Genomic DNA, 18,947 nt, shown 5'->3' with positions numbered 1-18,947 from the left:
CGTTTTTTTGAGACTCAAAGCAAATTCAATCGACAAACTTATTTACGCAACCTTCTTAGAATCAAAGAATTGCTCATCCTCTGTCGAGCCGTGCAAAGCTGTCGTAGAAGATTGACCTTGTTGAATTACTTGCGTGACCGCATCGAAGTAACCAGTACCTACTTCACGTTGATGTTTCACTGCTGTGAAACCCTTCTCTGCCGCCGCGAATTCTGCTTCTTGCAGCTCAACGAAAGCAGACATCTGACGACGCGCGTATCCATGGGCCAAGTTGAACATGCCGTAGTTCAATGCGTGGAAACCTGCCAAGGTAATGAACTGGAATTTGTAACCCATTGCACCGAGTTCTTTTTGGAATTTCGCAATCGTTGCATCATCCAAGTTCTTTTTCCAGTTGAAGCTTGGAGAGCAGTTATAGGCCAGCAATTTACCTGGAAATTTCGCATGAATCGCATCTGCAAAGGCTTTAGCGAAAGCCAAATCTGGCTTACCAGTTTCACACCAAATCATATCTGCATATTCAGCATATGCTAAACCGCGAGAAATAGATTGTTGCAAGCCTGGATTCGTCTTATAGAAACCTTCAACGGTGCGCTCACCTGTCAAGAAAGGCTTATCGTTATCATCGATATCGGATGTCAACAAATCAGCTGCTTCCGCGTCAGTACGTGCCAACAACACGGTATGCGTTCCCATGACGTCTGCCGCCAAACGTGCAGCATTCAATTTCTCTACCGCCTCACGTGTTGGAACCAAAACTTTACCGCCCATGTGGCCGCATTTTTTCACGGATGCCAATTGATCTTCGAAGTGAACACCTGATGCGCCAGCTTCAATCATTGCTTTCATCAATTCGAACGCATTCAACACTCCGCCGAAACCAGCTTCAGCGTCAGCGACGATAGGTGCGAAGAAATCAACATCACCAGAACCTTCAGACCATTGGATTTGATCAGCACGAGTCAGCGTGTTATTGATACGCTTAACCACTAAAGGCACAGAGTTTGCTGGGTACAAAGATTGATCTGGATACATTTCACCAGCGACGTTAGCATCGCCTGCAACTTGCCAGCCAGACAAATAGATCGCTTTCAAACCAGCCTTAACCTGTTGCATCGCTTGATTACCCGTCAGTGCACCCAAGGCATTGACGAATGGCTCATTGTTGACCAAGTCCCACAACTTCAAAGCGCCAGTTTTCGCAATCGTGTGTTCAACTTGCAAAGAACCACGCAAACGCACTACATCTTCTGCTGTGTAATTACGTTTGATACCTTTCCAGCGAGGATTGGTATCCCAGTCTTTTTGGATTTCTGCAATTTGTTGTTCGCGAGTGAGTTTCTGTGTCATGGTGATTCTCCTGAAGTGAGTGCTGCAGTTTTAAACAAATGATTAAAAAGTGTTCGTCCTTGAGATACATAGTAGGACAAACCTTGCAGCGCAACAATGTCTTATATAAGACATAGGATAAATATTTTACTTAATTAAATCAAATACTTAAATACTCGATTTCATGATACGAAACAGCACTCCTCAAAATGAAATATTTTTTTGATGCGGCACACCACAAGATTTCACAATGTGAAAAGAGTATTCCACGATATAGAATTTCTAGTGAAATTGATGGAATCGCGCCCCAAAAGAACTTCAACGACTAAGGACATAGTCGTACAAGCTCTCTGATAAGCCTTGCTCCAAAACGGTGTGTACTTCACGGGCCAACGCGGTATCACTTCGCGTGTCATAGACGAATAATCGATAAACGTCGGCAAGTGTCAATGCCGCGGGATTCATTATTAAAATCCAGCGCTCTGCTCCCGCATCATGTTTTCGCCAAATACGACGACGTCCAGCTTCCGGCACTTCAACCACGACACGCCCGACCCAGCCTAGCTCCAACATTTTTTCCAAAATGCCTTCGATTTCGTCGACTCCGAATCGAGTTCGAGCTCGAATAGTTAAGGTATCAACTGTCGCGTTCGCATCCGAGTTTCGCGCCAATACTAAAACACGCAAAACAGCGATGGCATCTTCAAATACACTGCCAGCAACCGGCACATGCCACCAACGTTCGTATTTCACTACAGGTAAAGAGGCCGTAATGACAGCACCAACTAAAGTAATTAGCCACGACAAGTAAATCCAAATTAAGAAAATAGGAATTGCAGCGAGCGCACCATAAATAATCGTATAGGTTGGAAACTGCTTAATGAACATCGCAAATACACGCTTTGCAATCTCAAATACGACTGCCGCAAAAAAACCACCCCACGCTGCATCGCGCCAATTAACCGGTCGGTTCGGGACAATCAAGTACAGCAATGTGTAGGCACCCGTAGTAAGTGCAACTGAAAACAAAGTGTAAAAGATAGTCCCCACTAAAGGCGCTGATTTCGCGACACCGGTAGTTGCGGTAAATAAGAACGAAGTGGCGCTAATCGAAATACCTATCAACAATGGTCCTAAGGTCACAATCGCCCAATACACAACAATGCGTTGCACCAGCGGTCGCGAGCGTTTGACCTGCCAAATCTGATTAAAAGTACGATCAATCATCGCCATCGTGGCGACCGCAGTGAACATCAAAGCCACACCACCGACAGCTGAGAGACGAGTCGCCTTCGTCGCAAACTGAGTCAAATATCCAAGCACCGAGCTCGAAATTGCTTTTGGCATCAGGCTCTGCGTAAAGTAGGCCTCTAAGGATGTCTTGAAGTCTGTGAACAATGGAAATGCTGTCAAGATCGCTAGCGCTATGGTTAACACTGGCACCAGAGCGAGCACGGTCGTGAACGTCAGACTACCCGCAACTTGGGGGAGCCGCACCTCCTGCAAACGACGATGTGCGAACTGTATTAAATTTTTAAGTTGAGGCCAACTCAATCCACGCATAAATAAACCATTTCCCAAAGCAAACACTATTTTTGTTGCGAATAATTGCAAGAGAAGCATTCTACCCCCGCAGTCACATCTTGTCCGCAGGATATCTCTTTCGCTTCGTCGATAAAAAACGATATTGCCCTAATGCGCATCTTGAATTCGACATTACGCATGCTCACCATCATCGGTTATGATTGCGCCTCTATGCAAAAGATTTCAAGAGCTACACTCGCTTTACTACCGGTAGCCAGACTCAACAGTCCTACAATTTTAAATTATGGAAGTATCTAGCTTGAAAACCAACTCAAAAACCGCCGTTTTCACTATCGTTTCTCTCAATTACGGCGCGTTTGCCAAAACTCTCATGCTTTCGCTAAAGGACACCCATCCCGACTGGGACAGACACGTTCTTTTTGTCGATCGTCACTCTAGTATCGGAGATTTTGCCGAAGAGCTATATGCCGCCACCCTGGTTGAGGAGTTGCCACTGCCAAAGATGAATGAATTTTTATTTCGTTATGGCATTATGGAACTCAACACTGCAGCAAAGCCATACATGTTTTCACATTTGCGAAGAATGGGTTACGAACACATCGTGTACATTGACCCAGATATTCTTGTGGTCGATAGACTAGTTGATGTTGAAAATCTTCTAGATAAAAATGCGACTGGCGTACTCACACCTCATCTAACCGCCCCACTAGAAGATGAAAGACTGCCGAGCGAATTAGATATCATGCGGGCGGGATCTTACAATCTAGGCTTTCTAGCACTAGGTAAGACTGAACAAGCCGACAGATTCATCTCGTGGTGGGAAAAAAAATTAGAATTCGGCGCGATTTCTGCGCCAGAAAAAGGACTTTTTACGGACCAGAAATGGGTCGATCTAGCACCCGGCATGTTTGAAGGGTTTCAAGTTCTACGCGACCCTGGCTACAACGTAGCTTATTGGAATCTGCCACATCGCAAGATTAGCTCGCGCGATAATCATTGGTTTTCAAATGATCGCCCTCTTCGCTTCTTTCACTTCAGTGGTTTTGATCCATTAAACCCAAAGCCTTTTTCTAAACATCAAAATCGTTTGGATCTAGAGTCGATTGGACCTACGAAAGCACTTGCGCTTGAATATGCGCAAAAAGTGATCGACAACGGGTTAAGTAGTTTTCGAAAAATCCCGTATGCCTTTGGTTATTTCAGTGATGGCACACCGATTCCAAACGCGCTTCGCGTCCTTTTTCGCGAAGATCCGCAAGTAAGATTCGAAGCGGGCGAGAATCCATTCGAAGCAAGCGATTTTTTCATCAATGGCGAAGCAGGTGAATTACCTGTAATTCTTCGCGCCGTCTGGTTAGAACATACCCATTTGCAACGCGCATTCCCAGACCCGTTAGGACAGAGCAGAGTTCCGTATTACCACTGGTTTGCGGACAAGGGCGCCGTTGAAATTGGCATCCCTGAAACGTATGTTCTTCCAATTCGTCGAGCGCTCATCGAGGCACAACAACTACAACAAAAAAACCAAGAGCAACCAATACCCATCAACCAGCTTCCCAATTATCGCCCATCAATTTGGGCACGTGGCTTGGTGTTCTTACATAAACGTGCGACAGGTGGCCAACTAGGACACGCGAGACTTACTCAATACCAGCAAGTCACCAGCTTGGGCGACTTTCTACGTTTAGGATTTGCACAATTCCGAGGAACGAAACTGGCAAGTAAGCTTGGCATGGCAAGTAACCAACCCGTCAAGATTGATCCCTTACGTATAAACCTTCCCTACAAGACTCATGCAAGTGAACCAATCGTTTTCAAACCGAGAAGACAAAGTCATCACTTCACTGGGCTCTTTATCGAAGAAGGACAACATGCACATTGGATGGGCAAACAGTCGCGCTTCATGGTAAAGCATCCCGTAGACGGCTCATTCAGAATGGAAGTTGAAATATACCGCGAGTTATTTGAACAAGCGTTTGGCAAAACTGAGATCGAACTTGAAGTCGGATTCAATGAGTTGCCTCGAACAAAATTTATCGTTGACGCGCATACCAGCTTTATTGAAGGCGACATTCCACACTTACCCGAGGAATGGCCAGCGGTGTTGCATGTAACGCCTTCATCTTCGTTTTCGCCAAAAGAATTAGGATTAAATGAAGACACGCGTACTTTGACCATAAAAATCCGAAATCTCTCACTTGGTGACTCGTTGATATTCAATGGCGCAGCACTACCAAACTTAAGTGCAGCAAGGGATCATTTATCAATCGGCATCAATCTGATTGGTTATGCACGCTCGGAGCACGGCGTGGGACAATCTTTACGACAGTTCGCACAGGCACTAGTTGCTTCCAATATTACCTTCGGTGTAATCGACTTCAATAAGAACAATTTGAGCCGCACCCAAGATAGTAGCCTTGAAGAAAAAATGATCAAGGATGTGGAGCATGGTATCAATGTACTGCACATTAATGCAGACCAAATTGGCGAAGCCGCATTACAGCTTCCTAGCCATTTCTTTTCCCGTTACAACATCGGTTACTGGCATTGGGAACTACCTGACATGCTGCAAGAACACAGGGCTGGCTTCGATAACCTTAATGAAGTATGGGTACCGACTGCATTCGTCCAAGAAGCCGTCGCAAAAGTATCGCCTATACCGGTGGTTAAGATTCCGCACGCCATCCATTTTGAAACTTCTGCGCGAGCAACACGTGCTCATTTCAAACTCCCTGAGAATAAGTTTCTATTTCTGGTCATGTACGATTTTTCTTCGTTTCAAGACCGAAAAAATCCAGATGCAAGTATTCGCGCTTTCGAACAAGCATTTGCAGCAACGGATACTGAAGTGGCATTAGTGATTAAGACCCAGAATTCTCATCATCATCCACAGGACATGGCTGCGCTCAAGCAGCGCTTAGCTCATTTCAAGAACGTTTTCTGGATCGATGAAACACTTAGCAGGCAAGAAGTTTATGACTTGCAATCGGTATGTGATTGCTATGTTTCACTTCATCGCTCAGAAGGATATGGCTTAGGGCCAGCAGAATCAATGTTTTTAGGGAAGCCTGTAATCGCCACCAATTGGTCTGGCAATACCGAATTTATGCACCAGCACAATTCACTCTTAGTTGATTTTGAACTCATCAAGATAGAAAAGGACGTTGGGGTTTATAAGGCGGGAAATACCTGGGCAGATCCTTCAGTCGAACATGCAGCGAGCTTAATGCGGTTGATCGTCGGAAACGAAGCTTTACGAGAAAAAATTGGTGCTGCTGCGGCAAAAACAATGCGGGATCTTTACAGCCCAGAAGTAATCGGCAAGCGTATCCATGAACGACTATCCTTTATTCAAAACGACATCATTGCAAATATAAAAGCTTGACAACAATTATATTTTTATATTAACTTTTTAATATGAACGAAAAATCCATTATTATTCTCGTGCTCTACTACTCCAGACATGGAAGCACCCGTGCTTTGGCTGATTTGATTGCACAAGGGGTAGAAAGCGTTTCTGGCTGTGAAGCAAGGATACGTACCGTTCCAGCCGTTTCCACTGTTGTTGAAGCGACGGAATCAAGTATCCCTGCGGACGGTGCTCCCTACATTGAACTCAGCGACCTCAAAGAATGTGCGGGTCTCGCCCTTGGTTCCCCAACGCGATTCGGAAACATGGCATCCGCGATGAAATATTTCTGGGACGGCACTGCGTCTGACTGGGTCAATGGCTCACTAAGCGGAAAGCCTGCCTGTGTGTTTACTTCGACAGGTAGCATGCATGGTGGCCAGGAATCCACCTTGCTATCTATGATGATTCCCTTACTTCATCACGGTATGCTTATTTTGGGCCTTCCTTATAGCCATCCAGAATTAATGTCGACCAGCACCGGAGGCAGCCCTTATGGCGCCACGCATTGGTCGGGTTTAGACGGCAAGAACAAAATGACAGAAGAGACCCGAACATTAGCAATCGCGTTAGGCAAACGACTCGCGACCGCTGCAACAAAATTACAAGCTGAAGATGAATAAACAAAACGCTGGCCATTTACATCTCATTTCACTCCTCAGCCTCGGAGCCTTAATCGTTTTGGGGATTCTATGGGAAACCGTGCTGTCGCCCGTAAAGCCTGGCAGCTATTTTTGGGCGATTAAGGTGGTGCCACTATTACTCCCTTTGAATGGAGTCATCAAGAGGAACATCTATACCATGCAATGGGCATCAATGCTGATTTTGCTCTATTTCATGGAAGGTATTGTTCGAGCCATGGGTGATGCCGACACACTTTCACGAATACTCGCCGCGCTCGAGATTTTCCTTTGTCTGATCTTCTTTTTTACGAGCATTCTTTATGTCAGGCCATACAAAAAAATAGCTAAAGCAGAAAAGAAAAAACAAGAAGCCAGCCATTCCGCAGGTTGATCTTTATCTGACAACACAAGCATGAACAACTTCCTCCAACATTGTCGAGATCTCATTGGCGAGCGATACGTGCTCACTGATATCGATCAACAAGCGGTCTATTTGAGCGAATGGCGACAAAGACGGAAAGGAAAAGCATGCGCGGTTCTATTGCCGGCAAACACTGAGCAGGTTGCCGGGCTTGTAAAACTCTGTAGCGAACGTCGTATAGCCATCACACCGCAAGGCGGCAACACGGGCCTGGTCTTTGGAAGCATTCCAGATTCATCGGGAGCTGCGGTCCTTCTTTCTTTGAAGCGACTCAATCAGGTGCGGCAAGTTGATATCGACAATAACACGATGACCGTCGAAGCTGGATGCCTCCTTAACGTAATCCAAAACACCGCCGATCAGCACCAAAGATTATTTCCTCTATCGCTGGCTTCCGAAGGCAGTTGCACGATTGGCGGCAATCTTTCGACCAATGCAGGCGGAACCGCCGTACTTCGCTATGGAAATACGCGTGAACTTTGTTTAGGGTTAGAAGTAGTTACCGCCGAAGGTCATATCTGGAATGGTCTACGCAGCCTACGCAAAGATAATACTGGATACGATCTTCGGGATGTATTCATCGGCGCAGAAGGAACTCTTGGTATCATCACCGCAGCGGTGCTGAAGTTATTCCCTAAACCAACAAGCGTGGTCACGGCCTTTATCTCGCTCGACAACGTAGAAAATGCACTTCAACTGCTGCACCTGATGCAGCGATATCACGCTGATAGCCTCACCGCTTTCGAACTAATTAACAGTTGCAGTCTCGAACTGGTCCTCCAACACATACCTCAAGTTTCTCGCATCTTTTACGAGAAAACTGCGTATTACGTTCTTCTTGAGTTATCAAATACTGACACATTCGACAATAGCTCCCGTAAGCTCGAATCCAGTATAGAAATCGCTTTCAATCAAGCCTTGATACGGGATGCGGCGATCGCACAGACCTTATCTCAAGCAGCAAACTGCTGGAAGACAAGAGAGTCAATCTCAGAAGCACAAGCGAGACAAGGTAAAAACATCAAACATGATGTATCTCTGCCCATCTCCCGCATTGCTGAATTTGTTAAGGTTTGCGATGCTGCACTCAGCACCGCTTACCCAGGCTGCCAGTTAGTCACCTTCGGTCACCTTGGCGATGGCAATCTTCACTACAACGTGTCCCCGCCAATAGAAATCTCATCTGAAATTTTTCTCGAAAAGCAATGCGAAGTAAATCGAGTTGTGCATGACCTAGTCCATCAATTTGATGGATCAATTTCAGCGGAACATGGGATAGGCGAGTTGAAAAAAGATGAACTTCAACGCTACAAATCGCCAGTTGAATTGGCGATGATGCGACAAATAAAATCGGCGCTTGACCCCCATAATTTAATGAACCCTGGAAAAATTTTTTAGGACAACAAAATGAAAACTTTGTTGATGCTCGCATTTTTATTGGTCGCCCCCATAGCAAACCTACAAGCAGATACGCAGGTGTACAAGTGCAGCAAGAACGGTGTCACAAGTTTCAGCCAAACTCCTTGCGATGGAAGAATTAGTGAATCGCAAAACATAAAGACTTATACACCAAACGCAGAAGATCAAAAAAAGGCCTTCAAAGATAATCAAGTCAGACAAAAAGAATACGATCGATTAATCAAAATTCGCCATGCAGAAGAAGCAAAGCTCGATGCACAGAACCGAGCACTGGCAAAGCAAGCTGCAGCCACACGCAAGCGTTGTGACAATCTAAAGATGCATATAGATTGGGCAAAGGAGGACTATCGAAATGCCAAGCCTAAGAATCAAGCGCAAGCGAAAACAAAATTAAAACGAAGTGAAGAGGTATACGCACTAAGCTGCAAATAACCGAACTCGCTATAATTGAGATTTGGAATGACGCATAGCGAAGTGCGGGAGCGGGAGAGATACTGGCGCGTCGGGAGGGGTTCGAACCCCCGACCCATGCCTTAGAAGGGCATTGCTCTATCCAACTGAGCTACCGACGCACACATATTCTTGCGCGGGACGCGCAAAAATCAGAAGGCTGAATATTACAGGGTATCCCCTCTATATTCAAGCCATGCGGGACACTAATCCTCGCCTAAACTAATTCAAAACTGGGCAAATACTACTTAATACAATCAGCAAGCCGTCTAGCCAAGCGTTGCGCATCGTTAGCATCAGAAGTCTCAACCATCACTCGAATCAACGGCTCTGTTCCCGATGCTCGTATCAGCACTCGCCCTTTACCTACTAATTCTTTTTCCACTGCAGCCTTCTCAGAAACCAAGTGCTCATTTTTTTGCCAATCAAAACCGGGTGTCACTCTTACGTTAATCAGAACTTGGGGAAATAACTGCAAATCATCAAAACATTGATCCAGTGACTTACCATTGCGTTTGAGAGCTGATAAAACCTGTAACGCCGACACGATACCATCACCAGTGGTGTGCTTATCAAGACACAGCAAATGCCCAGACCCTTCCCCGCCCAGCAACCAATTATTCTGTTGCATCAATTCCAAGACATAACGATCGCCAACTTTGGCACGTGCGAAGCCAACTCCTAACTTATTAAATGCCAACTCGACTGCCATATTTGTCATCAAGGTGCCGACGGCACCGGCCACAGGCCCGATCGCAAGACGATCTAATACCATCAGATAGAGAAGCTGATCACCATCATAAATCTTGCCGTTTTTATCGACCATAAGCAGACGGTCTGCATCGCCATCCAAAGCGATACCTAAGTCAGCATGATTTGCTCTCACCGCTAACGACAATGCATCCGGTGCGGTTGCTCCAACTTTGTCGTTAATATTGAAACCATTAGGTTGATTTCCGATGGCAATCACTTCAGCACCAAGCTCATGAAATACGTGTGGCGCAATGTCGTATGCCGCACCATGCGCGCAGTCGACCACAATTTTCATTCCCCGCAAATCCAATTCATTAGGATAGGTGCTCTTACAAAATTCGATATAACGCCCATTTGCATCGCGTAGTCGCTTAGCCTTACCCAACTTATCAGAGCTAACGCATTGCATTTCTTGATCCAACTCTGCCTCAATCGCCAATTCAACGTCGTCTGGAAGCTTTGTACCTTGTGCGGAAAAAAACTTGATGCCGTTATCGTCATACGGATTATGTGATGCCGAGATCACGACGCCCGCAGATAAGCGCAGTGCGCGAGTCAAGTAGGCAATTGCCGGTGTCGGCATAGGGCCAGACAGCATCACATCAACCCCCGCAGCCGCAAAACCTGCCTCTAGTGCTGCCTCTAACATGTAGCCAGACACACGAGTATCTTTACCAATCAATACTGTCGGCTTTGTCGTCCCTGATTGATCAAGCTGTGCCAACACTTTACCGGCAGCATAACCAAGACGCATCACAAAATCAGGGGTAATTGGCTTAACACCAACCTTGCCGCGAATACCATCCGTACCGAAATATTTTCTCGCCATAATTTTCTTATCCTTTCTTATAGGGCTTCGTTATTCTTATTGTAAACCGCATCCCATACTTTGAGAGCATCAACCGTTTCGGCAACATCATGAACCCGTATGATTTGCGTGCCTTGAGCATACGCTGCAAGCGCTGCAGACAAGCTGCCAGCGAGCCTGTGCTCAACTGGTTTCTCGGTAATAGCACCAATCATGGATTTACGTGATAAGCCTGCGAGAACAGGCAAATCAAGCTCAATCTTCAAGCTCTTTATCTTGCGTAAAAGCTCAAGATTATGCTCCAGAGTTTTCCCAAAGCCGAAACCAGGATCGACGCAAAGACGCGAACGTTCTACTCCCAAACGAATCAATTCATTTGTATGAAGCTTCAAAAAATCAGACACTTCAGCGAAGACGTTCAGATACTGTGGAGCGACCTGCATGTCTGTTGGTGAATTCTGCATATGCATGACACAGAGGCCCACATCACTATTCAACACGGCTTCACGTGCCGCGATCGAACCAAATCCGCGGATATCGTTGATCATATCAGCGCCGGCAATGATGGCTTCGCGCATTACCTCGGGCTTGTAAGTATCTACCGAGATTGCGCGACCAGAATCTCGCAAGGCGTAAACCAAAGGTATGACTCGATGCAACTCATCTTCCAACGATACAGGCGCCGAACCAGGCCGACTTGATTCACCACCAATGTCGATAATGTCGACACCCTGCTCTATCATCTGCTCTGCATGTGACAAAGCGTGATCTAAAGATTGATATTTTCCACCATCCGAAAATGAGTCCGGTGTTACATTTAAAACACCCATCACCAATGGTTTCACTCGTATCGCAGGATCCGAGGAATGCATGCGGAAACGATATCGTCCGCAGTCAAAAAAAGCTGTCGTCATAAAAATTTAGGGTGAGGATCACTCCCCACCCTAGCATATACATTGAACAATAAAGCGCTCTTACAATCGACGATTAGGCCGGTGCAGTTGCATTTGGCGACACACCACCTGGAGGTGTATCTGAAGAAGATTTACGCACAGACGAAACCGACTTCGGTGGTGTTGGTTCAATACCCTTCATGATGTCATTGATCTGCTCAGCATCGATCGTTTCCCACTCCAACAGCGCTTTCGTCATCGCTTCGACTTTGTCACGATTCTCTTCCAATAAACCGCGTGCGATGGCGTACTGCGCGTCGAGAATAGTCCGAATTTCAGCATCTACTTTTTGCTGAGTTGCTTCAGAGATTGTCTTGGAACTGCCGCCGAAGTAACCTTGATCTTGACTATCTTCATATACCATCACGCCCAAGGTATCCGACATACCAAAACGCGTCACCATGGCACGAGCTAACTTAGTCGCCCGTGAGAAGTCATTCGATGCGCCTGTCGACATCTGACCAACAAAAATCTCTTCTGCGATACGGCCACCAAACAAGATCGCGATCTCTTCCAACATTTTGTCTTTGTAGCCACTAATTTGGTCATGCTCTGGCAACTGCCATGTCAAGCCGAGTGCATTGCCGCGCGGCATAATCGTGACTTTATGAACCGGATCAGCCTTAGGCAACAGTTTCGCAACCACTGCATGACCAGATTCATGATAAGCCGTGTTGGTACGCTCATCTTCACGCATCACCATAGATTTGCGCTCTGGCCCCATGTAGATTTTGTCTTTTGCGTCTTCAAAGTCTTGCATCTCCACCAAACGCTTATTGCGACGTGCAGCAAACAAAGCAGACTCATTAACCAAATTGGCGAGATCAGCACCGGAGAAGCCTGGCGTACCGCGCGCCAAAATATCAGCTCGCACATCTGGGGCAATAGGAACCTTACGCATGTGTACGTTCAAGATTTGCTCACGTCCACGAATATCCGGCAAACCAACCGTCACTTGGCGATCAAAACGACCTGGGCGCAACAATGCTTTGTCCAATACATCGGAGCGGTTAGTAGCAGCAATAACAATGACGCCAGAGTTCGGCTCGAAACCATCCATCTCCACCAACATTTGGTTCAGAGTTTGTTCGCGCTCATCATTACCACCACCCATACCTGCACCGCGATGACGACCTACCGCATCAATCTCATCAATAAAAATAATACAAGGAGCATGCTTCTTTGCGTTATCGAACATGTCGCGAACACGTGATGCACCAACACCAACGAACATTTCGACGAAATCTGAGCCGGAAATAGTAAAGAATGGGACTTTCGCTTCACCTGCAATAGCACGCGCCAACAAAGTCTTACCAGTACCTGGAGGACCTACCATCAATACACCACGTGGAATACGTCCACCGAGCTTCTGAAACTTACTTGGATCTCGCAAGAAATCGACTACCTCACTTACCTCTTCTTTAGCTTCATCACATCCTGCGACATCGGCAAAGGTAACATGGTTGTTGGTCTCATCGAGCATACGAGCTTTTGATTTACCGAAAGAGAATGCACCACCCTTGCCTCCTCCTTGCATCTGACGCATGAAGAAAATCCAGACACCTATCAATAACAAAATTGGGCCATAGCTCCACAAAATCTTCTCAATAAATGAAGGTTCATCTGGTGCTTTCGCATCAAATTTGATGTTGTTATCTACGAGATCCTTAACCAATCCTCGCTCTTGACGAGGCACTTGAGCTTTGACTTTCTTACCATCTTGTGTTGTTCCGACAATGGAGAAGGTCGAGTCATCGAATGTCGCTTCTTTAATTCGCTTGGATTTCACATCATCCAAGAAATCAGAATAACCAACTATAGTCGCACCTGCAGCGAGGTTCTTACTGGTGAAATTGTTAATGACCATGAAGAGGATCAATAACACAACTCCCCACATCGCCAGTTTGGTCATATTTGAATTATTCACGAAAACTCCTTGGGTGCATTTTTGTACAAAGTGCCGCGGTCCATTTTAATCACGCAAAACAACTTGCACTGGTAAACGTTTATTCTACTCGTAATGAATAGAGCTTGCTGCAGTTGATATGCTGGCGAGCTTGACAATTATCAAGGGGTAAATCGCCTTAATTTGAATTTTTTAAGCCTTTGCCAAGCAAAAACACTTCTGCCGACTTATCTTTACTCGCTTTGGGCTTTTTGTTCGCCACAATCTTGAACTCGTTTTTAAATAGCGTTACGAGCGTATTATAGCTCGGACCATGGAAACATTTGACCAACAACGCACCATTTGGTTTCAAGTGAGCCTTAGCAAAATCCACTGCTAGCTCGATGATATACTCAACTCGCGCTGCATCCGTTGTGGAGTTACCCGAAAGATTGGGCGCCATATCGGATAATACTATGTCAACTTTTTTTCCTTCAAGATGAGTTTCTAACTGGGCGAGAATGGTTTCTTCACGAAAATCTCCCTGGATGAACTCAACATCTGCGATTGGCTCCATCGGTAACAAATCCAGTGCATAAATTGCACCATGAATGCCGCCACCCTCTTTACCAGAGAGTTTCTGCCTCACATACTGAGACCATCCCCCGGGCGTCGCCCCAAGATCGACAATAATTTGACCACTTTTGATCAGTTTCTCATTTTCATCTATCTCTTTAAGCTTATACACAGCACGTGACCGGAAGCCCTCTTTTTGTGCTAATTTCACATAAGGATCATTAATATGATCGTGAACCCAATTTTGATTGAATTTATTCTTGGCCATTGGCGTAAAATACTGCTTTTAAAGGAATTTATATGTCAAACGAAGCTACAACCGCAACTTCAACACTAAAATCAAAACTAAAATCGAAACTCACCCCTGCTGAACGTAGCGAATTGCGTGCGGAAGCTCATGGGTTGAAACCTACAGTCATCATTGGTGAAGCGGGCCTTACTGCATCAGTCAAAAAAGAAATCGATGCGAGTTTGAATTCTCATGGTCTCATTAAGGTGCGCGTTTTCGGTGATGACCGTGAAGCACGCATCGAAATGTACGAAACAATCTGCACCGAACTTGGTGCCGAACCAGTACAACACATCGGCAAGTTACTGGTTATTTACCGTCCCAAATTAGAAGGCACGAAAGAAACAAAATTCGTCAAACGCGGTAAGGGTTTACGGGAAGTGACAGTAGTTAAGCCTAGCGCAAGTGGCACAAAAAAACCATCTGTTTCTAAGGTTCTGGTCAAAGGCAACGAACGCGTGACCCAAGGTGGTAACATCAAGCGTGCTAAACCGCGTCAAAAGAGTGTCAAAAAGTCAGCTGCTTAATACTGACACACTCGTGAACACTTCATACAAAACAAAGGGCACAGCGAGTGCCCTTTGTTTTTAGCGACAAGCGCAATTTAGATGTATTGCACTTCTAAAATTTCGTATTCTCGAACGCCTGCTGGTGCTTGAACGCCAACCACATCACCTGCGTATTTACCAATCAACGCGCGTGCAATTGGAGAAGTAATTGAGACTTTACTCAACTTCAAGTCGGCCTCGTCTTCACCGACGATTTGATACGTAACTTTTTGCCCGTTTTCCAAGTCCTCGAGGTGAACTGTTGAAGCAAAGACAACGCGACCTTCTGCATCCAATTCCGTTGGATCAATGATTTGTGCTGCGCTCAACTTGCTATCAAGTTCGGCAATACGGCCTTCGATAAAAGCTTGACGCTCTTTTGCCGCGTCGTATTCCGCATTCTCAGACAAGTCGCCTTGTGCGCGCGCTTCAGCAATCGCATTAATCACTTCAGGACGTTCTTTCGTCTTCAGCTTATGCAACTCTTGCTTGAGCAATTCTGCACCAAATTTTGTCAGGGGTACTGTACTCATAGCTTACTACTCAATGTAAAAGGTTAAAAATATTGTGCTTTCTGCACTATCGGTAATTCGACCACAAAAATTACCGCACCAAAAATAGAGAGGTCACAGAGATAACGCATCACGTTACCTGTTGTGACCTCAGCATTTACTTCTTGAAATCGTTAAGATCGCCATCACAGCGATCTCGATTTTTGCTTAGTGTAAAGACTTATGCAGACCTTGTAAATCATAGACATGCAATTGATTGAGATGACGCATACCTTCCACCGCCGCCTCAGCACCTGCAATCGTCGTGATAGTCGTTGCACCAGATCCCAAGGCCGCCACACGAATTGAGCGAGAATCTGCAATTGCATTACGCTTCTCTTCAACCGTATTGATGACCATCACGATTTCGCGGTTTTTAAGCATATCGACAACGTGTGGACGTCCCTCAGCAACCTTGTTCACTGGTGCACATGGCACGCCAGCAGCCGAAATTGCTGCCGCAGTGCCTTTTGTTGCCAACAACTCAAAGCCCATCGCGACCAAATTCTTGGCAATGTTAATAGCACGTGGCTTATCCGCATTTTTCACAGTCAGGAAAACTTTGCCTGAAGTTGGCAACTTAATACCCGCACCCATCTGTGATTTTACAAAAGCTTCGCCAAACGTGCGGCCAACGCCCATCACTTCGCCAGTGGATTTCATCTCTGGACCAAGAATCGTATCAACACCCGGGAACTTCACGAATGGGAATACTGCCTCTTTAACACTGAAGTAGGAAGGAACCACTTCTTTGTAGATGCCTTGAGAATCCAAAGACTGTCCCACCATGCAACGAGCAGCAATCTTCGCCAATTGCAAGCCAGTAACCTTAGAAACATAAGGAACCGTGCGTGATGCGCGAGGATTCACTTCAAGTACATAAACGATGTCTTCGCCATCTTTTTGCTGGATCGCAAACTGTACGTTCATCAAACCAACGACGTTCAAGCCTTTTGCCATCAAACTCGTTTGACGTTTGAGTTCATCGATTGTTGCTTGTTTCAATGAGTAAGGCGGCAATGAACATGCAGAGTCACCAGAGTGAACACCTGCTTGTTCAATGTGTTCCATCACGCCACCGATAAAGGTGCGAGTGCCGTCTGACAAGCAATCAACGTCAACTTCGATCGCATCGTTCAAGAAGCGGTCAAGCAATACTGGCGAATCGTGGGAAACTTTAACCGCTTCGCGCATGTAGCGCTCGAGGTCACGTTGTTCGTGCACGATTTCCATCGCACGGCCGCCCAAAACGTAGGATGGACGAACCACCAATGGATAACCAATCTCCTGCGCCAAGGCCAAAGCCTCTTCTTCTGTACGCGCAGTACGATTTGGCGGCTGACGCAACCCTAGGTCTTGCAACATTTTTTGGAAACGTTCACGATCTTCCGCAGCATCGATCATATCTGGCGAGGTACCGATAATCGGCACACCATTAGCTTCTAATTCCAATGCCAATTTCAACGGCGTTTGACCACCGTATTGCACGATCACGCCGACTGGTTTTTCCAGCTCAACGATTTCCAACACATCTTCTAGAGTCAAGGGCTCGAAGTACAAACGATCAGAAGTGTCGTAGTCAGTCGAGACTGTTTCCGGGTTACAGTTGACCATGATGGTTTCATAACCGTCGTCACGCATCGCGAATGCTGCATGAACGCAGCAGTAATCGAACTCGATACCTTGGCCAATACGGTTCGGGCCGCCACCCAAAACCATAATCTTCTTCTTATCGGTTGGAGCAGACTCACACTCTTCTTCATAGGTTGAGTACATATACGCCGTATTCGTCGCGAACTCACCGGCACAAGTATCGACGCGCTTATACACAGGACGTACATTCAATGCCTTACGTTGCGCACGAACCGCAGCTGCGGTTGTTTTCAAGAGCTTTGCCAAACGACGATCAGAAAAACCTTTTTTCTTCAATTTCAACAACACTTCTTTGCTGATAGCGTCGAGCGACTGCGTTTCCAACCACAATTCGATATCAACGATATCTTTAATTTGCACCAAGAACCATGGGTCGATACGCGTCAATTGATGAACTTCTTCCACTGTGAAGCCTTGAGCAAAAGCATCACCGACGTACCAAATACGATCAGGACCAGGCGCACCCAATTCTTTTTCTAACACTTCGCGGTCTGTCGTCTTCTCGTTCATTCCATCTACGCCAACTTCCAAACCACGCAAGGCTTTTTGGAAGGATTCTTGGAATGTACGACCGATGGCCATCACTTCACCGACAGACTTCATTTGTGTCGTTAAACGATTGTCTGCAGTCGGGAATTTTTCAAATGCGAAACGCGGGATCTTAGTCACGACGTAGTCGATCGAAGGCTCGAACGATGCTGGTGTTTGACCGCCGGTAATTTCATTGCGCAATTCGTCGAGCGTAAAGCCCACTGCCAATTTCGCTGCGATTTTCGCGATCGGAAAACCAGTGGCTTTCGAAGCCAAAGCCGATGAGCGAGAGACACGTGGATTCATCTCAATAACGATCATGCGTCCATCTTCAGGATTAACTGAGAACTGCACATTCGAACCACCGGTATCAACACCAATTTCACGCAACACTGCCAAAGAGGCATTACGCATGATTTGATATTCTTTATCAGTCAAAGTCTGCGCTGGCGCCACAGTGATAGAGTCACCAGTATGTACGCCCATTGGATCTAAGTTTTCGATTGAGCAAACGATAATGCAGTTATCCGCTTTATCGCGGACAACTTCCATCTCGTATTCTTTCCAACCGATCAGAGACTCTTCAATCAATAATTCACTAGTTGGAGAGGCTTCCAGACCACGCTTACAGATCGTTTCGAATTCTTCCTCGTTGTAAGCGATACCGCCACCGGTTCCACCCATTGTGAAAGATGGGCGAATAATGACTGGGAAACCAATGCGTTTTTGCACTTCCCAAGATTCATCCATAGTATGAGCTACGCCAGAACGCGCAGAACCCAAACCAATCTTGGTCATCGCCTCTTTAAATTTCGAACGATCTTCGGCTTTATCAATGGCTTCTGGTGTCGCGCCAATCAACTCGCACTTGTACTTTTCAAGTACACCATGACGATGCAGATCCAAGGCGCAGTTCAACGCCGTTTGACCACCCATCGTCGGCAAAATTGCATCTGGACGCTCTTTATCGATAATGCGTTCAACGATCTGCCAAGTGATTGGTTCAATGTATGTAACGTCGGCCATCTCGGGATCGGTCATGATGGTCGCAGGATTGCTATTGACCAAAATAACTTTATAGCCTTCTTCACGTAACGCTTTACAAGCTTGTGCACCAGAATAGTCGAACTCACATGCTTGGCCAATTACGATCGGACCAGCACCAATAATCAGAATACTTTTTATATCAATACGTTTTGGCATT

The 18,947-nt window shown here is 46.0% G+C and carries 14 protein-coding genes and 1 tRNA gene; 6 read left to right on the top strand and 9 right to left on the bottom strand.

Annotated elements, in window-relative coordinates:
- Positions 1–42: 42 nt before the first annotated feature.
- Both aceA and H8K36_RS00440 read right to left on the bottom strand, forming a co-directional pair.
- Positions 43–1,350 (bottom strand): isocitrate lyase, encoded by a 1,308-nt coding sequence (aceA, locus tag H8K36_RS00445; protein WP_186915602.1) that lies wholly within the window; start codon positions 1,348–1,350, stop codon positions 43–45.
- 297 nt (positions 1,351–1,647) lie between these two features.
- Positions 1,648–2,952 carry a YihY family inner membrane protein gene (locus H8K36_RS00440; RefSeq protein WP_230404252.1) on the bottom strand — a complete coding sequence of 435 codons (1,305 nt, stop codon included), beginning with the start codon at positions 2,950–2,952 and terminating at the stop codon, positions 1,648–1,650.
- Between the two features lie 220 nt (positions 2,953–3,172).
- On the opposite strand from H8K36_RS00440, the gene H8K36_RS00435 reads away from it, so the two are divergent.
- From H8K36_RS00435 to H8K36_RS00415, 5 genes are read left to right on the top strand one after another with little or no spacing between them, the layout of a single operon-like run.
- Entirely contained in the window at positions 3,173–6,259 is a 3,087-nt protein-coding gene (locus H8K36_RS00435) for a glycosyltransferase family 4 protein (RefSeq protein ID WP_186915603.1), read from the top strand.
- Between the two features lie 32 nt (positions 6,260–6,291).
- On the top strand, positions 6,292–6,906 hold the full coding sequence (gene wrbA, locus H8K36_RS00430) for an NAD(P)H:quinone oxidoreductase (RefSeq protein ID WP_186915604.1): 615 nt from the start codon (positions 6,292–6,294) through the stop codon (positions 6,904–6,906).
- Complete coding sequence (locus tag H8K36_RS00425) at positions 6,899–7,297, top strand: DUF2069 domain-containing protein (RefSeq protein ID WP_186915605.1); 399 nt, start codon at positions 6,899–6,901, stop codon at positions 7,295–7,297. Before wrbA ends, H8K36_RS00425 begins: the two co-directional genes overlap by 8 nt.
- Positions 7,298–7,318: 21 nt before the next feature.
- Complete coding sequence (locus H8K36_RS00420) at positions 7,319–8,725, top strand: FAD-binding oxidoreductase (protein WP_186915606.1); 1,407 nt, start codon at positions 7,319–7,321, stop codon at positions 8,723–8,725.
- Positions 8,726–8,734: 9 nt separating this feature from the next.
- Positions 8,735–9,178: a DUF4124 domain-containing protein gene (locus tag H8K36_RS00415; protein ID WP_186915607.1), complete on the top strand. Its 444-nt coding sequence runs from the start codon at positions 8,735–8,737 to the stop codon at positions 9,176–9,178.
- A 63-nt stretch (positions 9,179–9,241) separates the two neighbouring features.
- On the opposite strand, the gene H8K36_RS00410 is transcribed toward H8K36_RS00415, so the two are convergent.
- The 5 genes from H8K36_RS00410 to H8K36_RS00390 all read right to left on the bottom strand — a co-directional run bounded on the left by H8K36_RS00410 (position 9,242) and on the right by H8K36_RS00390 (position 14,439).
- Positions 9,242–9,318, bottom strand: a tRNA-Arg gene (locus tag H8K36_RS00410).
- Positions 9,319–9,440: 122 nt separating this feature from the next.
- Positions 9,441–10,778 (bottom strand): phosphoglucosamine mutase, encoded by a 1,338-nt coding sequence (glmM, locus tag H8K36_RS00405; RefSeq protein WP_186915608.1) that lies wholly within the window; start codon positions 10,776–10,778, stop codon positions 9,441–9,443.
- Between the two features lie 17 nt (positions 10,779–10,795).
- Complete coding sequence (folP, locus tag H8K36_RS00400; protein ID WP_186915609.1) at positions 10,796–11,671, bottom strand: dihydropteroate synthase; 876 nt, start codon at positions 11,669–11,671, stop codon at positions 10,796–10,798.
- Positions 11,672–11,744: 73 nt separating this feature from the next.
- On the bottom strand, positions 11,745–13,622 hold the full coding sequence (ftsH, locus tag H8K36_RS00395) for an ATP-dependent zinc metalloprotease FtsH (protein ID WP_186915802.1): 1,878 nt from the start codon (positions 13,620–13,622) through the stop codon (positions 11,745–11,747).
- A gap of 172 nt (positions 13,623–13,794) precedes the next feature.
- Positions 13,795–14,439 carry an RlmE family RNA methyltransferase gene (locus H8K36_RS00390; protein WP_186915610.1) on the bottom strand — a complete coding sequence of 215 codons (645 nt, stop codon included), beginning with the start codon at positions 14,437–14,439 and terminating at the stop codon, positions 13,795–13,797.
- Positions 14,440–14,471: 32 nt separating this feature from the next.
- On the opposite strand from H8K36_RS00390, the gene H8K36_RS00385 reads away from it, so the two are divergent.
- Positions 14,472–14,987, top strand: a complete 516-nt coding sequence (locus H8K36_RS00385) for a YhbY family RNA-binding protein (protein ID WP_186915611.1) — start codon at positions 14,472–14,474, stop codon at positions 14,985–14,987.
- Positions 14,988–15,064: 77 nt separating this feature from the next.
- Here H8K36_RS00385 and greA read toward each other — a convergent pair whose 3' ends face one another.
- Both greA and carB read right to left on the bottom strand, forming a co-directional pair.
- Positions 15,065–15,541: a transcription elongation factor GreA gene (gene greA / locus H8K36_RS00380; protein ID WP_186915612.1), complete on the bottom strand. Its 477-nt coding sequence runs from the start codon at positions 15,539–15,541 to the stop codon at positions 15,065–15,067.
- Positions 15,542–15,727: 186 nt separating this feature from the next.
- Positions 15,728–18,946, bottom strand: a complete 3,219-nt coding sequence (gene carB, locus H8K36_RS00375) for a carbamoyl-phosphate synthase large subunit (protein ID WP_186915613.1) — start codon at positions 18,944–18,946, stop codon at positions 15,728–15,730.
- Position 18,947: the final 1 nt, after the last annotated feature.

Origin of the sequence: Affinundibacterium nitidum (genome assembly GCF_014284155.1) — a bacterium.
Taxonomy (GTDB): domain Bacteria; phylum Pseudomonadota; class Gammaproteobacteria; order Burkholderiales; family Burkholderiaceae_D; genus Undibacterium; species Undibacterium nitidum.
Note: the sequence above shows the minus strand (reverse complement) of the source record. Positions and strands in the feature narration are given on the sequence as shown.